Here is a 13,816-nt window from a genome sequence, read left to right on the forward strand (position 1 = left end):
GTCTTTGGCCCTGCCGGTCGCTGCGGAGGCCGGTAACCGGGCAGGACGCAGCGAAATCCAGGGAGAGCGCGATCTGCCCTCCGGCCTATCCCGTCATTCCGGGGCGCTCGCGATAGCGAGCGAACCCGGAATCTCAAGATTGGCAGACAGGAAATATGGATTCCGAGCTCGCGCTCCGGGCGCCCCGGAATGACGGACGAGGGGGGTAACAGCTGCAGGGGGGGGCGATTATGCGGCGCAGTCGCAGCCACATTCACTCCCGTCATGCGCGGGCTTGACCCGCGCATCCATCGCGCGCGACAGCGCGCTATCTTGCGAAGAGTGATGGATTGCCGGTGCAAGCCCGGCAATGACGGCGTTGATGTTTGCTCGAGCTAACCGGACGAGCATCGCGACATTCGGAAAGCTGCGTCAGCTCCGCATAACGCTTCGCTCATGCCGGCTTCTTGCTAGGATCGTTAGGACAGATGACACTCCGGTCATCGAACTTCACTTCGAACGTGGCCCGGGCTTGATGCATGAGCCGTTCGGCAAAGATTCTGAAGTTGGTTCAGCCCACGGTGCCAGGTACCGTGCTCTGTCGCGACGTTTTGGTGCTCGCGCCGACGGGCTACCTGCTGCGCGGGTTCTTTCTGAACGCGACGTCGCAAAAGCATCACATGGATCTTTGGAAGGTGGTGATGCCGCTGCACCGCCCGCTCGATACTCTCGTGCTGACCTACGGTACTATCATCGCCGGGCCTGATGACCACCGCGTCAAGGTCGATGATGTCGAGCGAGCGGCCGAAGTGGTGAAGCAGTGCCTTCGCCACGAAGTTCAGGCGTTGCGAGATCTCGAAGGACCACCGCAGTTCTTACAGCGTATCAGCCGGATGAGCGTTAACGAGTTCGAGGTGGTGCAACTCGACTTCGCGCTGACGCATTTTCTGATCGGGGACGTCTCAGAGGCGAGGCGGATCCTGCGCTCGCAGATGGAGCGCCCAGAGGTCTATCCAACCCATCGGCAAGTCACCCGGCGGGCCTTCGAAGCGTTGGAAGCCGGCCCGGAGGCGCTGCAACGTCTCATCGATGGCTGGCGAGATGACAACGTTGCACGGTTTTGTCTCGAACCAACGAGCCGAAGACCACCCGGCTTGCGGCTCGTCAGATCGACTTAGATCGCCTCGCCCCGCGCCTGCAGCGCGGCGTTGCGGATGCCGGCGATGTTGGTCTTGTACGCTTCCAGCGTGCCGCCCTTGAACACGGCGGAGCCGGCCACGAAGGCGTTGGCGCCGGCGGCGGCAAGTTCACCGGCGACCTTGTCGGAGACGCCGCCGTCGACCTCGATGTCGATCGGGCGGTCGCCAATCATGGCGCGGATCTGGCGGATCTTCTGGACTGCGCTCGGAATGAACGCCTGGCCGCCGAAACCGGGGTTCACCGACATCACCAGCACCAGATCGATGTCATCGAGCACGTATTCGATCGCGCTCGGATGCGTGCCCGGATTGAGCGAGACGCCGGCCTTCTTGCCGAGGCCGCGGATCGCCTGCAGCGAGCGGTGCAGATGCGGGCCGGCTTCGGCGTGCACGGTGATGATGTCGCAGCCGGCCTTGGCGAAGGCTTCGAGATACGGATCGCACGGCGCGATCATCAGGTGGGCGTCGAACACCTTCTTGGTGTGCGGCCGCATCGCCTTGATGACGTCCGGGCCGTAGGAAATGTTCGGCACGAAATGGCCGTCCATCACGTCGAGATGGATCCAGTCGCAGCCGGCGGTATCGACCGCGCGGACCTCTTCGCCGAGCTTGGAAAAATCCGAGGCGAGGATCGAGGGCGCGATGGCGAGCGGACGGAGCGCGAAGGAGGACATCAGGGCTTCCAGGTGCGTGGGGTGGATCAACTTCGCTACCACGCCGCGCCGGTCTCTCGCAAATCCAGAGCGCAACAACGGGCCGTGCAGGCCCGGCAGGTTGTGCCGAAGGGGCAGAAATTGCCGTCCCGGCGCCCTCGCCGAATCCGAAAAAGTCAGCAATTTCGGGCGCTTCGCGGCTGGCACGGCGATTGCTCGGAGAGCTGGAATAATCCGTGGGTAGTTGCCGGCCGCGGCCAGCGGTGTGTGATGCGGAGTTTCTGTGATGCTGCCTGCCCTTGGCGCGCTCGGCGCGCTGTCCGGACTGCTCAATACGCTGAGCGCGTCGACGTCGAAATCGTCGAAGCAGACCACCGGCTTCACCAATCCGTTCGAGAGCTCGAGCGGCAGCACCGGCACATCGTCGTTTCCGGGCCTGCCGACCGGCAACGGCTCGTTGCCGTCGAGCGGTCTGTCGCCGCAGACGATGCAGGCGCTGCTCGACGCGCAGAGCGCACAGTCCACCGGTAATTCCAGCTCGACCGCATCCAAGTCCCGCGATGCTGCGCTGAAGGATCTGTTCAAGCAGATCGACGGCAACGGCGACGGGGCGATCAGCAAGGGCGAATTCGAGGACGCGCTTGGAGCAGGCGGCACCAACATCGCCAATGCCGACAAGGTGTTCTCCAAGCTCGACAGTGACGGCGACGGTTCGGTCACCGCCGAAGAGCTGGCTTCGGCGTTGATGCCGCGCAAGCAGCACGATCGTAGCAGCGAGGAAGCCCGCAAGTCCGGCCGCGGCGGTTCGAGCGATCCGTTGCTGCAGGCGTTGTCCGGCTCGTCCTCGACCAGTGTGGCCAATTCCGACGGCAGCGTGACCACCTCGATCAGCTATGCGGACGGCACCAAGGTGACGATGACCTCGGCGGCGACCGGCTCGTCGTCGAGCGGTGCGACCTCGTCCTACAATTTCATCGAGCAACTGATCCAGCGCCAGGCGGCGCAGATCCAGGCGGCTTCGGGCTCGTCGCTGTCGGTCAGCGCCTGAACCGATCGCGCCACGCCGGCTGCGCGTCCTTGAACGGCAGCGTGGTGGCCTCATAGACGCCGCGTGCGATCGCCCGTGCCACGGTATTGGCCGCGATGGTGCCGAGCTCGGTCAGCCCGGCCAGCGGCTCGACCGGCTTGATCCCGGTCGCCGCGGCGAACACCACGTCGCCGTCGAGCGGCGCGTGCACCGGATAGATTGCGCGGGCAAATCCGGTCTGCGCCAGCATCGCCAGCCGCTTCACCTGGGTCTTGGTGAGCGCGGCATCGGTCACCACCGCGACCAGCGTGGTGTTCTCGACCGCGCTCGGGGTCGCGGCGCCTTTCAGCCGCACCTTCAGCATCTCCGGCGTGAAGCTCTCGGGCATTCCTAGCCCGCCGAACTCGTCGCCAACTTCGAACGGCGCCGACCAGAACCATGGGCCGTCACCGATCGTTGCGCTGCCGATCGCGTTGACCACCGCGATCGCGCCGACGGTGACGCCGTCCGGCGTGGTCGCCGAGGCCGAGCCGAGCCCGCCCTTCAGCGTCGCGGTGGTGGCGCCGAGGCCGGCGCCGGCGCTGCCGAGCGCGAAGCTGTCGCCGGCTGCGTCCGCGGCGGCGTAGCCGAGATCGCGGTACGGCGAGAACCGGCCCCAGGCCTTGTCGCCGCCGTTGATCATGTCGAACACCACCGCGCCCGGCACGATCGGGATCGTGGCGTCGCCGATCGCAAAGCCGCGGCCGCGCTCGGCGAGCCATGCCTGCGCTCCGCCGCCGGCGTCGAGTCCGAACGCCGAGCCGCCCGACAGCGTGAAGCCGTCGACCTGCTCGACGGTGTTGACCGGTTCCAGCAGCACGCCGTCGCGAATCCCGGGACCGCCGCCGCGGACGTCGATCGAGGCGACCGCAGGCTTGTCGAACAGGATCGCGGTGACGCCGGAAGCGAGCTTGGCGTCGTCGGCGTTGCCGACGCGAACGCCGGGGACATCGGTGATGAGGTTTCGCAAGATGGGCCTGTCCGTAGCTGGCTGAGGGGGAACATTTTCGGCATAAACAATTGGTCGAAGCAATCCCTCACGCCGTGATCACAAGGCGCGGAACCTTGACGCAGCGGCTTGCGCCTGTGCGAAGCGCGGGTGCATGTAGCCGGCCATGATCCATGACGTCTCGATCCCCGCCGCCCTGATCGCCGGTCTGGTCAGCTTCCTGTCGCCCTGCGTATTGCCGCTGGTGCCGCCGTATCTGATCTATCTGACCGGTGCGACGATCGAGCACGTCGCCGCCGACGAAGCCGAGCGCAGCTCGAAGCGTGCGGTGATGATCTCGGCGGCGATGTTCGTGCTCGGTTTCTCCACCGTGTTCGTCGCGCTCGGCGCCAGCGCCAGCCTGGTCGGCGGCCTGATCCGCGCCTGGTCGGCGGAGCTGGCGATCGTCGCCGGTATCGTCATCATCATGATGGGCCTGCACTTCCTCGGGCTGACGCGGATCAACATCCTGATGCGGGAAGGGCGGCTGCCGATCCCCAAGCCGGTCGGGCTGTGGGGCGCCTATGTGATGGGGCTGGCGTTCGCGTTCGGCTGGACCCCGTGCATCGGCCCGATCCTCGCCGCGATTCTGTCGGTCGCCGCCGCCGAAGCGACGGTGACGAAAGGCGCCGGCCTGCTGGCGGTGTATTCGCTCGGCCTCGGCGTGCCGTTCCTGCTCGCAGCGCTGATGATCGAACAGTTTTCCGGCCTGTTCGCCCGCATCAAGAAACACCTCGCCACCATCGAGCGGGTGATGGGCGTGCTGATGATTTTCACCGGCATCGGCTTCCTCACCGGCGCGATCAGCGACGTCAGCATCTGGCTGCTGAACACGTTCCCGGCGCTGGGGAATATCGGGTAGTTTGTCTCTGAAGCCGCGATGCTGGCCTCAGCCTGAGGAGCGGTCCGTTAGAGCGGTTCATCATTTGACTGAAACGATCCGACCTTTCCGAAGGCACTGAGTCCTCATCCTGAGGAGCCCGGCGAAGCCGGGTGTCTCGAAGGATGGGGCAACGCATTCCCTGAGTCATATGGTTCGAGACGGCGCTACGCGCCTCCTCACCATGAGGTTGTGCGTGTGGCAGGCGATGCGGACTAGCTCTGGTTCTATAAAAAACAGAACTGCTCTAGGACCGCGTCTCGAAGGATGGCAGCGCACGATGCGTCGCCTCATGGTTCGAGACGCATCGCTGACGCGATGCTCCTCATCATGAGGAGCAGAAGCTGTGCTTGTGCGGATCAAGTTGGATGCAGCAGAGCGCTCATCACCGTGAACGCTCTGGAGCACTGGGCCGCCCGGCCGAGCCGGGCGGTGACGGTTTGTAGGCGGGGCGAGGGCGAGCGCAGCGCAAGAGGGCGGATCGGAAGATCACGTCGGCTCAGTTGCCGATCTCCGCGTAGTTGCCCTTGGCGTCCCATTTGTAGACGACGTAGTCGATCGCCTTGATGTCGCCCTTGGCGTCGAAGGCGAGCTTGCCGAGGACGGTGTCCCACTCGCCGGCCTTGATGGTTTCGATCACCTTCTTCGGATCGGTCGATTTGGCCTTCTCGACGGCCTGCGACCAGATCTGGAACGCCGCGTAGGTGTAAAGCGTGTAGCCTTCCGGATCGATGCCCTTGCCCTTGAACTTCTCGACGATCGCCTTGGCGGTCGGCTTGTTGCGCGGATCGGGGCCGAAGGTGAACAGCGTGCCTTCCGCGAGCGGGCCGGTGATCGAGGCGAACTCCTTGTCGTTCATCGCGTCGCCGGCCATCATCACGGTCTTCAGGCCCTGGTCGCGCATCTGGCGCAGGATCAGGCCGGCCTCCTGATGATAGCCGCCGATATAGACCAGATCGATGGCGTCGCGCTTCAGCCGCGAAACGATGGAATTGAAGTCCTTGTCACCCTTGTTGTAGGACTCGAACATCTTCTCCTGGAAGCCGGCCTTGTTCAGCGCCTTCTTGGTCTCGTCGGCGAGCCCCTTGCCGTAGGTGGTCTTGTCGTTGAGGATCGCGACGTTCTTGCCCTGATAGTTCTTCAGGATGTACTCGGCGGCGATCAGTCCCTGCTGATCGTCGCGGCCGCAGACCCGCAGCACGTTCCACAGCTTGCGCTCGGTGAAGAGCGGGTTGGTCGAGGCCGGAGTGATCTGCAGCGTGTTGCCGTCCGCATAGGCTTCCGACGCCGGGATCGACGACGACGAGCAGAAATGGCCGGCGACGAACGGGATGCCGTCGCCCGCGATCTTCTCGGCGATCGAGCGCGCCTGTTTCGGATCGCAGGCGTCGTCGCCGGTTTGCAGCTTGAGCTGCTTGCCGAGCACGCCGCCGGCTGCGTTGAGATCGGCGACGGCCTGATCGGCGCCGTTCTTCAACTGACGGCCGAATGCCGATTCGCCGCCGGTCATCGGGCCGGCGACCGCGACCGTGATGTCCTGCGCCAGCGCCGTGGTCGACAGCGCCAGCGAGGCGCCGAAAGCCAAACCGAGAAGCTTGAGTTTCATGGAGTGATCCCTGCGGTGAGACTGCGATAGGTCAGCCGCGCCCGAACCGGATCGCGGCGCGGCAATGCCGGCATTGTTGGCTGATTTTCACGTCAAGTCATCGACAAAATGCCGCATCGGTTGCGACGCACTGGCACATTCTGCCGCAGGCGGTAACGAGAGAGGTCAGGCCTTGCGGCCGCCTTCCAGATAAGCGGCACGGACTTCCGGGCGAGCCAGCAGTTCGGTGCCGCTCCCGCTCATCGTGATCAGTCCGTTGACGAGCACGTAGCCGCGGTGCGCCAGCTTCAGCGCGTGGTTGGCGTTCTGCTCGACGATCAGCACCGTCAGCCCGTCCTGCCTGTTCAGGGTGCGGATCGCTTCGAAGATCTGGCGGGTGATCAGCGGCGCGAGGCCGAGCGAGGGTTCGTCCAGCAACAGCAGTCGCGGCCGGCTCATCAGCGCCCGGCCGATCGCCAGCATCTGCTGTTCGCCGCCGGACAGCGTGCCGCCACGCTGGCCGAAGCGTTCGCGCAGCCGCGGGAATAGCGTCAGCACCCGCTCCAGCGAGGCGGCGCGGTCCTCGTCGCTGCCCTGGCCGGCGTCGGCCCCCATCTGAAGATTCTCGGCCACGCTCATCCGCGGGAAGATGCGGCGACCTTCAGGCGACTGCGCGATGCTCATGCGCGCGATCTGGTAGGTCGGCATCGCGGTGATGTCGACGCCGTCGAACACGATGCGGCCGGTCTTGGCGCGCGGCCTGCCGAAGATCGACATCATCAGCGTCGACTTGCCGGCGCCGTTGGCGCCGATCAGGGCGACGATTTCGCCGGGTTGGATGGCGAGATCGACGCCCTTCAGCGCCTCGATCTTGCCGTAGGCGGCGCGGAGGTTTTCGATTTCGAGCAGAGGCGCGGCGGAGGTGTTTGTCATCGCGCGGCCTCGCCACGCTTACCTTCGTCGTGGCCGGGCTTGACCCGGCCATCCACGGCCACAGGCGAGGTCGTGCTCGTTTCCGTGGATGGCCGGGTCAAGCCCGGGCATGACGGTGGACTATGTAGCAACGTCCTCACAGCCCGAGCTCCTGCTCGACGGCCTCGACCTCGTCGTCCTCGACGCCGAGATAGGCGGCGATGACGCGGGGATCGTCGCGGATCTCGGCCGGCGTGCCGCCCGCGATCTTGACGCCGTAGTCGAGCACCACGACGGCGTCGGAAATTTCCATCACCACGCTCATGTCGTGTTCGATCAGCAGGATCGAGGTGTCATGCTGGTCGCGGATCGACAACAGCAATTCGCTGAGTTCGGCGCTCTCGCGCGCATTGAGGCCGGCGGCGGGCTCGTCCAGGCACAGCAGCACCGGCTCGGTGCACATCGCCCGCGCGATTTCGAGCCGGCGCTGGTCGCCGTAAGGCAGGTTGCCTGCTGCGTCGTCGGCGCGGCCGTGCAGCCCGATCTGCTCCAGCCAGAACCTCGCGCGGTCGATTGCGGCGCGCTCTGCCGCACGCCACGACGGCGCGCCGAACAGGCCAAGAAACGTGAAGCCCGAGGCGCGTAGCAGCGCGTTGTGCTGCGCCACCATCAGGTTTTCCAGCGCGGTCATGCCGGGAAACAACCGGATGTTCTGAAAGGTGCGCGCCACCTTGGCGATCTTGGTGATGCGGAAGTCGTTGAGCTTGTCGAGCCGGTGCGTGTCGCCGCCGCGATGCTGGAGCCGGATCGCGCCGGCGGTCGGCCGGTAGAAGCCGGTGATGCAATTGAACACCGTGGTCTTGCCGGCGCCGTTGGGGCCGATCAGCGCGGTGATCTTGCCCCGCTGCGCGTTGAACGACAGGGCGTTGACCGCGATGATGCCGCCGAACTGCATCGTCAGGCCGTCGACCTCGAGGATGTCGGAGGCGTCGTTCATCCGTGGCCTTCCTTGACGAGGTCGGACGAGATCGCCTGCTTGTGCTGAAGATACACGGTCGGCGCGCGGTGGCCGATCAGGCCGCGCGGCCGCCAGATCATCAGCAGCACCATCGCCATGCCGAACACCAGCATGCGGAACTGATCGAGGCCGCGGAACAGCTCGAAGCCGCCGATCAGCGTGACCGCGGCGAGCGCGACGCCGAGCTGCGAGCCCATGCCGCCGAGCACGACGATCGCCAGCACCAGCGCCGATTCCTGGAAGGTGAATGATTCCGGCGAGATGAAGCCCTGCCGGGTGGCGAAGAACGCCCCGGCGAATCCGCCGAACATCGCGCCGATCGCGAAAGCCGTCAGCTTGGTCGTCGTGGTGTTGATGCCGAGCGCGCGGCAGGCGACTTCGTCCTCGCGCAGCGCTTCCCAGGCGCGGCCGATCGGCAGCCGGCGCAGCCGGATCGTCGCCCAGTTGGTGATCAGCGCCAGAATTAGGATCAGATAGAACAGGAACACCAGCCGTTGCGATGGCGAGAACGGAATCCCCAGCATGGCGGCGAGGCCGTTCTCGCCCGGCGTCAGCGGAATGCCGAACACGGTCGGCCGCGGAATGCCGCTGATCCCGTTCGGGCCGCCGGTCAGAGTCTGCCAGTTGATGATGACGAGGCGGATGATCTCGCCGAAGGCGAGGGTGACGATGGCGAGATAGTCGCCGCGCAGCCGCAGCACCGGAAAGCCGAGGATCACGCCCCAGAACGCCGCGAGGATGCCGGCGAGCGGCAGGCAGATCCAGAACGACAGCCCGAAATTGGTGGCGAGCAGCGCGTAGGAATAGGCGCCGACGGCGTAGAACGCCACGTAGCCGAGGTCGAGCAGGCCGGCGAGGCCGACCACGATGTTCAGCCCCCAGCCCAGCATCACGTAAGTCAGCACCAGGATGCCGAGGTCGAGAATGTAGCGCTGATCGTAGAAGATCACCGGCACCAGCACAGTGAAGATCAGCAGCGCCGGGGCGACGATGCGGCCGGCCAGACCGAGCGTCTTGCGGGCGCTCGCCGGCATCATCTTCGAGGTGTCGACCGGACCCCACCACATCCGCAGCAGCTCGACCACGATCGAGCCGACGAACACCGCGCCGACCATGCCGGCGAGGTCGCCGAATCGCGTCCAGTAGATCAGCCCGCCCTCCGGACCGGCCTCGGTTCGCACGCCGATCATCAGCGAAAACAGAACCAGCGCCACCAGGGCGCTGATCAGGGCTTTCTTGACGATGAATCCCGCGCCGGTTCCGGCGGTGGCGGTCGGGGCTACGGCGTGCGCGAGTTTGGCCACGTCGTCGCCCGCTCAGACTTTTTCGACTTCCGGCCGGCCGAGCAGGCCGGTCGGCATGAAGATCAGCACCACGATCAGGATCGAGAACGCCGCGACGTCCTTGTACTCGACCGAGAAATAGGCCGACCAGAACGTCTCGATCAGGCCGATCAGGAGGCCGCCGAGCATTGCGCCGGGCAGCGAGCCGATGCCGCCGAGCACGGCTGCTGTAAACGCCTTGATGCCGGCGACGAAGCCCATGAAGAAGTCCACCAAGCCATAGTACAGCAGATACATCATGCCGGCGACCGAGGCGAGCGCGGCGCCGATCACGAAGGTCATCGAGATGGTGCGGTCCACGTTGACGCCGAGCAGTGCGGCCATGGTCTGATCCTGCTCGCACGCGCGCATGTCGCGGCCGAGTCGGGTCTTCGCCACAAGCCAAGTGAATATCGCCAGCAGCACGATGGTCGATACCACGACCAGAATCTGCACGTTGGACAGCCGCACGACGAAACCGTCGGCGCTCTCGTGCAGCGTGTAGCCGCCGGTGATGATCGGCGGAACCGGCTTGACGCGGGCGCCCTGCGACACCTGGGCGAAGTTCATCAGCACGAACGACATGCCGATCGCCGACAGCATCGGGGCGAGGCGGAACGAGTGCCGCAAGGGTCGGTAGGCGATGCGCTCCACCGTCCAGCCGTAAAGTGCGGTGATCGCCATCGACACCAACAGCACCACCAGCAGGATCAGCGGCACGAAGGTGAGGCCGAACGACACCAGGATCAGGAAGCTGATGAGAGCGATGAAGCCGCCGATCATGAAGATGTCGCCATGGGCGAAATTGATCATGCCGACGATGCCGTAAACCATCGTATAGCCGATCGCGATCAGGCCGTAGATGGAGCCGAGGACGAGACCGTTGATGAGCTGCTGGGCGAAGTAGTCCATGCGCTGCCGTGGTCAGAGGACTCGAAGGATCAGGACTCGAGAAAGCGGATATTGCGGTGCAAACGATCCGGATCGGCTTTCGCTGCACACACGATGCGGCGAGGGCCCCGGCAGCCGGAACGTCGCTTCGCTTTTCAATTTTCTAACAGTGGGTCGCGATCGCGGCAACAGCGGCCGGTTACAACCTTCTTCCCTGTGGACGACGATGCCGCAGTTAGCGGTTCCATTCGCCGCGATGAGTTGGCGGTGAAGTCCGGCGCTATGCGACGGGTGAAATCGGGCGTGCCGCGTCGGTCGCCGGTTCAGGTCCGCGGTGGGGCCGTGGTCGGATGAAAGCGGCATTCCAACGTTCCACCTTCGCCGTTCGACCGGCACCGGGCCGGGCGGCGCGGCTATTCGGTGGGTGCGGCCCGGGAATGCTGCCGAGGCGCGGGGCGGGGTGAGAACAGGCATCATGTGGACTGCTGACGCAAATTTCATGCCGATTTCGTGGTGGAACCTGCCGCAGACGTCGTCCACAGCCGAAAGCCGATGTTAACCTTAACAAGACGTTTCCATTGCCGTGCCGCGTTAACCTGAAGTTAGCTTCGTTGGCGCGGCCGGAAGATTCGGCGCGCTCTGGCTGGCGGGACACGGCGATGAAGACGGATTGGCGGATCAGCTCGGTGAACGGCGTTCTGCTGGCGGCCTATATCGCGCCGACATGGTTGATCGTGGCGTACCGGCTGATCGTGTCGCCGATCAACGCGCTGTACGACCGGCCGAACATCTCGGTGGCGATCTTCATCAGCGATCATCTGCATCTCGGCGCGATCGCGACGATGAAGATGGCGTGGCTGCTGGCGCTGGCCAAGCTGACGGTCGCCGGTTTCCTGCTGGTTTTTTCGGCGCTGCTGACGCGGCCGTCGGTGCGTCTGTCGGGCGGCTGCAACGAGGCGCTGGCGTTCGCGCTGACGCTCGGCAGCCTGGTGTCGTTCGTCAGCATGGTGATGGCCTCGCAGGTCGCCGAGCCTGAGGCGATGCGGCTGCATGCCACCGAGCTGCTGCTGTTTCTGAGCACCGCGATCCTGATGCTGGTCGAGCCGTCGAAGCGGCCTGCGGCCGCCGTGCGCCCGCGCGCGGCGTTCGAGCCGAACTACCCGGCCGCCGCGCAACGCTCCTGATCGCAGGTCCGACTGTCCTGTTTGCTTGACGCTGGCGCTCGGGCCGGGCGCCACCTATCTCAAAAGCTGCATAACTGTTATCGCCGCCGATCATTCGGGGCGGTGTCGCGATACTTTTTCTTTGCCGCCCGGCGTGCTTAAGTAGTCGCAATGCCGCTGTCCGAGGCGGCCGCCGATCCGGGAGGAAATATCCATGGCCATGACGATGAACGGCGAAGTCCAGTTGGACGCGCCGAAAGATTTGGTGTGGAGCAAGCTCAACGATCCGGAAGTGCTGAAGGTCTGCATTCCCGGCTGCGAGGAGCTGGAAAAGACCGAAGACGACAGCGGTTTTCGCGCGGTGGCGAAGTTGAAAGTCGGCCCGGTATCGGCCCGCTTCAAGGGCAAGGTGACGCTGTCCGATCTCGATCCTCCGAACGGCTACAAGATCACCGGTGAAGGCGAGGGCGGCGTTGCCGGCTTTGCCAAGGGCGGCGCCACGGTCGGCCTGTCCGACAAGGACGGCGGCACGCTGCTGTCCTACGATGTCGAAGCGCATATCGGCGGCAAGCTGGCCCAGCTCGGGCAGCGACTGATCAACGGCTCGGCCAAGAAGCTCGCGGACGAGTTCTTCGCCAACTTCTCCAAGGCGGTGCAGAACGGCAACGGCGCGGCCTGATGGCGCCGCGGGGTTCGATCACGCGGATGTCATTACACGGCAGCGGGTCCGGCACGGCCAGAGCCGTTCGCGGTTGCCGATCCTGGGGTTGCCTCGTAAGATCGGTTCAAGAAACACAACTAAAAGACGAGTGATCGCCGTGCAACGCGGCGGTGCGCATTGAAGAGAGGGCCGATGGCCAAGATTTCCCTGATCGTCAATGGCAAGCCTGTGACCGCGAACGTCGATCCGCGCACGCTGCTGGTGCAGTTTCTGCGCGAGAACCTGCGGCTCACCGGCACGCATGTCGGCTGCGATACCTCGCAGTGCGGCGCCTGCGTCGTGCATCTCGACGGCAAGGCGGTGAAGTCCTGCACCACGCTGGCGGTGATGGCCGACGGCCACGAAGTGACGACGATCGAAGGGCTCGCTGCCGACGGCGCGCAGCTGCATCCGATGCAGGAAGCCTTCCGCGAGCATCACGGCCTGCAGTGCGGCTTCTGCACCCCGGGCATGATCATGACCGCGGTCGACATGGTGCATCGCAAGGGCCACGAGCTCTCCGACGAGACGATTCGCGAAGAGCTCGAAGGCAATCTCTGCCGCTGCACCGGCTATCAGAACATCGTGGTGTCGATCGCGGCCGGCGCCAAGGCGATGGCGAACTCCGACCGCACCTGACCGGCTCTGCGCCGGCCCGCTTCAACGAGGCCGCGCGGCACGCCCAACGAGACGCAGGAAGCTCAGGGAAGCGCAATGTACGAATTCAAATATCACCGCCCCGGGACTGTTCGTCAGGCCGCCAATCTGCTGCTGAAGAACGAGGACGCCAAGCTGATCGCGGGCGGCCACACGCTGCTGCCGGTGATGAAGCAGCGCCTCGCGGCGCCGCCGCATCTGGTCGACCTGTCGCATATCGAGGGCCTCAGCGGCATCGAGATGAAGGGCCGCTCGCTGGTGATCGGCGCCACCGCAACCCATGCCGAGGTCGCGAATTCGGCGATCGTCGGCGAGGCGATTCCGGCGCTGGCCGAGCTGGCGTCGCTGATCGGCGATCCGGCGGTGCGCCACAAGGGCACCATCGGCGGCTCGCTCGCCAATAACGATCCGACCGCGGACTATCCGGCGGCCGTGCTGGCGCTCGGCGCCACCGTGGTCACCAACAAGCGCAAGCTGAAGGCCGAAGAGTTCTTCCAGGGGATGTACTCGACTGCGCTCGAGCCGGACGAGATCATCACCAAGGTGCAGTTTCCGCTGCCGAAGAAGGCCGCCTACATCAAGTTTCGCAACCAGGCGTCGCGCTACGCGCTGGTCGGCGTGTTCGTCGCCCGCCGTCCGTCGGACGTCCGCGTCGCGGTCACCGGGGCAGGCGCCGATGGCGTGTTTCGTGTCACTCAGTTCGAAGAGGCGCTGAAGGCGCGGTTCAATTCCAAGGCGCTCGACGGCCTGCACGTCTCCGCCGACGGGCTGAACAGCGATCTGCACGGCAGCGCCGAATATCG

Annotated in this window: 14 protein-coding genes; 7 read left to right on the forward strand and 7 right to left on the reverse strand. The window is 65.2% G+C overall.

Annotation, left to right across the window (positions count from 1 at the left end):
- The first annotated feature begins 518 nt into the window (after positions 1 to 518).
- Positions 519 to 1,157, forward strand: a complete 639-nt coding sequence (locus DU475_RS19575; protein ID WP_164633066.1) for a hypothetical protein — start codon at positions 519 to 521, stop codon at positions 1,155 to 1,157.
- On the opposite strand, the gene rpe is transcribed toward DU475_RS19575, so the two are convergent.
- On the reverse strand, positions 1,154 to 1,852 hold the full coding sequence (gene rpe, locus DU475_RS19580; RefSeq protein WP_164633067.1) for a ribulose-phosphate 3-epimerase: 699 nt from the start codon (positions 1,850 to 1,852) through the stop codon (positions 1,154 to 1,156). The two genes, DU475_RS19575 and rpe, sit on opposite strands and share 4 nt — an antisense overlap.
- A 265-nt stretch (positions 1,853 to 2,117) precedes the next feature.
- On the opposite strand from rpe, the gene DU475_RS19585 reads away from it, so the two are divergent.
- Complete coding sequence (locus DU475_RS19585) at positions 2,118 to 2,879, forward strand: EF-hand domain-containing protein (RefSeq protein WP_164633068.1); 762 nt, start codon at positions 2,118 to 2,120, stop codon at positions 2,877 to 2,879.
- Here the strand turns inward: DU475_RS19585 and DU475_RS19590 are convergent.
- A complete protein-coding gene (locus tag DU475_RS19590; RefSeq protein ID WP_164633069.1) occupies positions 2,869 to 3,867 on the reverse strand; it encodes a P1 family peptidase in 999 nt (332 codons plus the stop codon). The two genes, DU475_RS19585 and DU475_RS19590, sit on opposite strands and share 11 nt — an antisense overlap.
- A gap of 145 nt (positions 3,868 to 4,012) precedes the next feature.
- Between DU475_RS19590 and DU475_RS19595 the strand changes: the two genes are divergently transcribed.
- Positions 4,013 to 4,747 carry a cytochrome c biogenesis CcdA family protein gene (locus tag DU475_RS19595; protein ID WP_164633070.1) on the forward strand — a complete coding sequence of 245 codons (735 nt, stop codon included), beginning with the start codon at positions 4,013 to 4,015 and terminating at the stop codon, positions 4,745 to 4,747.
- Between the two features lie 517 nt (positions 4,748 to 5,264).
- Here DU475_RS19595 and DU475_RS19600 read toward each other — a convergent pair.
- The 5 genes from DU475_RS19600 to DU475_RS19620 form a co-directional block, all read right to left on the reverse strand.
- Positions 5,265 to 6,371, reverse strand: a complete 1,107-nt coding sequence (locus DU475_RS19600; protein WP_013501305.1) for a branched-chain amino acid ABC transporter substrate-binding protein — start codon at positions 6,369 to 6,371, stop codon at positions 5,265 to 5,267.
- A 165-nt stretch (positions 6,372 to 6,536) separates the two neighbouring features.
- Positions 6,537 to 7,283: an ABC transporter ATP-binding protein gene (locus DU475_RS19605; RefSeq protein WP_164633071.1), complete on the reverse strand. Its 747-nt coding sequence runs from the start codon at positions 7,281 to 7,283 to the stop codon at positions 6,537 to 6,539.
- Between the two features lie 136 nt (positions 7,284 to 7,419).
- The gene (locus DU475_RS19610) at positions 7,420 to 8,259 is read right to left on the reverse strand and encodes an ABC transporter ATP-binding protein (protein ID WP_013501307.1); all 840 of its coding nucleotides are present in this window, start codon (positions 8,257 to 8,259) and stop codon (positions 7,420 to 7,422) included.
- Positions 8,256 to 9,584: a high-affinity branched-chain amino acid ABC transporter permease LivM gene (livM, locus tag DU475_RS19615; protein ID WP_142883253.1), complete on the reverse strand. Its 1,329-nt coding sequence runs from the start codon at positions 9,582 to 9,584 to the stop codon at positions 8,256 to 8,258. The genes DU475_RS19610 and livM overlap by 4 nt, the downstream gene beginning before the upstream one ends.
- A 12-nt stretch (positions 9,585 to 9,596) precedes the next feature.
- A complete protein-coding gene (locus tag DU475_RS19620; RefSeq protein WP_013501309.1) occupies positions 9,597 to 10,514 on the reverse strand; it encodes an ABC transporter permease subunit in 918 nt (305 codons plus the stop codon).
- Between the two features lie 638 nt (positions 10,515 to 11,152).
- On the opposite strand from DU475_RS19620, the gene DU475_RS19625 reads away from it, so the two are divergent.
- From DU475_RS19625 to DU475_RS19640, 4 genes are all read left to right on the forward strand, one after another.
- A complete protein-coding gene (locus tag DU475_RS19625; RefSeq protein ID WP_047307252.1) occupies positions 11,153 to 11,677 on the forward strand; it encodes a hypothetical protein in 525 nt (174 codons plus the stop codon).
- A gap of 193 nt (positions 11,678 to 11,870) precedes the next feature.
- Positions 11,871 to 12,335, forward strand: a complete 465-nt coding sequence (locus DU475_RS19630; RefSeq protein ID WP_011159342.1) for an SRPBCC family protein — start codon at positions 11,871 to 11,873, stop codon at positions 12,333 to 12,335.
- 174 nt (positions 12,336 to 12,509) lie between these two features.
- The gene (locus DU475_RS19635; protein WP_164633072.1) at positions 12,510 to 12,995 is read left to right on the forward strand and encodes a (2Fe-2S)-binding protein; all 486 of its coding nucleotides are present in this window, start codon (positions 12,510 to 12,512) and stop codon (positions 12,993 to 12,995) included.
- A 75-nt stretch (positions 12,996 to 13,070) separates the two neighbouring features.
- Positions 13,071 to 13,816 (forward strand): FAD binding domain-containing protein (locus tag DU475_RS19640; RefSeq protein WP_164633073.1); only part of this gene is annotated, 746 nt, incomplete at its 3' end.

Origin of the sequence: Rhodopseudomonas sp. WA056 (assembly GCF_010906995.1) — a bacterium.
Classification (GTDB): domain Bacteria; phylum Pseudomonadota; class Alphaproteobacteria; order Rhizobiales; family Xanthobacteraceae; genus Rhodopseudomonas; species Rhodopseudomonas palustris_G.

What these genes read in the sequence shown, in the direction of transcription:
- DU475_RS19575 (WP_164633066.1), top strand. Translation starts at nt 519, where the DNA reads ATGAGCCGTTCGGCAAAGATTCTGAAGTTGGTTCAGCCCACGGTGCCA.
- rpe (WP_164633067.1), bottom strand. Translation starts at nt 1,852, where the DNA reads ATGTCCTCCTTCGCGCTCCGTCCGCTCGCCATCGCGCCCTCGATCCTC.
- DU475_RS19585 (WP_164633068.1), top strand. Translation starts at nt 2,118, where the DNA reads ATGCTGCCTGCCCTTGGCGCGCTCGGCGCGCTGTCCGGACTGCTCAAT.
- DU475_RS19595 (WP_164633070.1), top strand. Translation starts at nt 4,013, where the DNA reads ATGATCCATGACGTCTCGATCCCCGCCGCCCTGATCGCCGGTCTGGTC.
- DU475_RS19600 (WP_013501305.1), bottom strand. Translation starts at nt 6,371, where the DNA reads ATGAAACTCAAGCTTCTCGGTTTGGCTTTCGGCGCCTCGCTGGCGCTG.
- DU475_RS19605 (WP_164633071.1), bottom strand. Translation starts at nt 7,283, where the DNA reads ATGACAAACACCTCCGCCGCGCCTCTGCTCGAAATCGAAAACCTCCGC.
- DU475_RS19610 (WP_013501307.1), bottom strand. Translation starts at nt 8,259, where the DNA reads ATGAACGACGCCTCCGACATCCTCGAGGTCGACGGCCTGACGATGCAG.
- DU475_RS19620 (WP_013501309.1), bottom strand. Translation starts at nt 10,514, where the DNA reads ATGGACTACTTCGCCCAGCAGCTCATCAACGGTCTCGTCCTCGGCTCC.
- DU475_RS19625 (WP_047307252.1), top strand. Translation starts at nt 11,153, where the DNA reads ATGAAGACGGATTGGCGGATCAGCTCGGTGAACGGCGTTCTGCTGGCG.
- DU475_RS19630 (WP_011159342.1), top strand. Translation starts at nt 11,871, where the DNA reads ATGGCCATGACGATGAACGGCGAAGTCCAGTTGGACGCGCCGAAAGAT.
- DU475_RS19635 (WP_164633072.1), top strand. Translation starts at nt 12,510, where the DNA reads ATGGCCAAGATTTCCCTGATCGTCAATGGCAAGCCTGTGACCGCGAAC.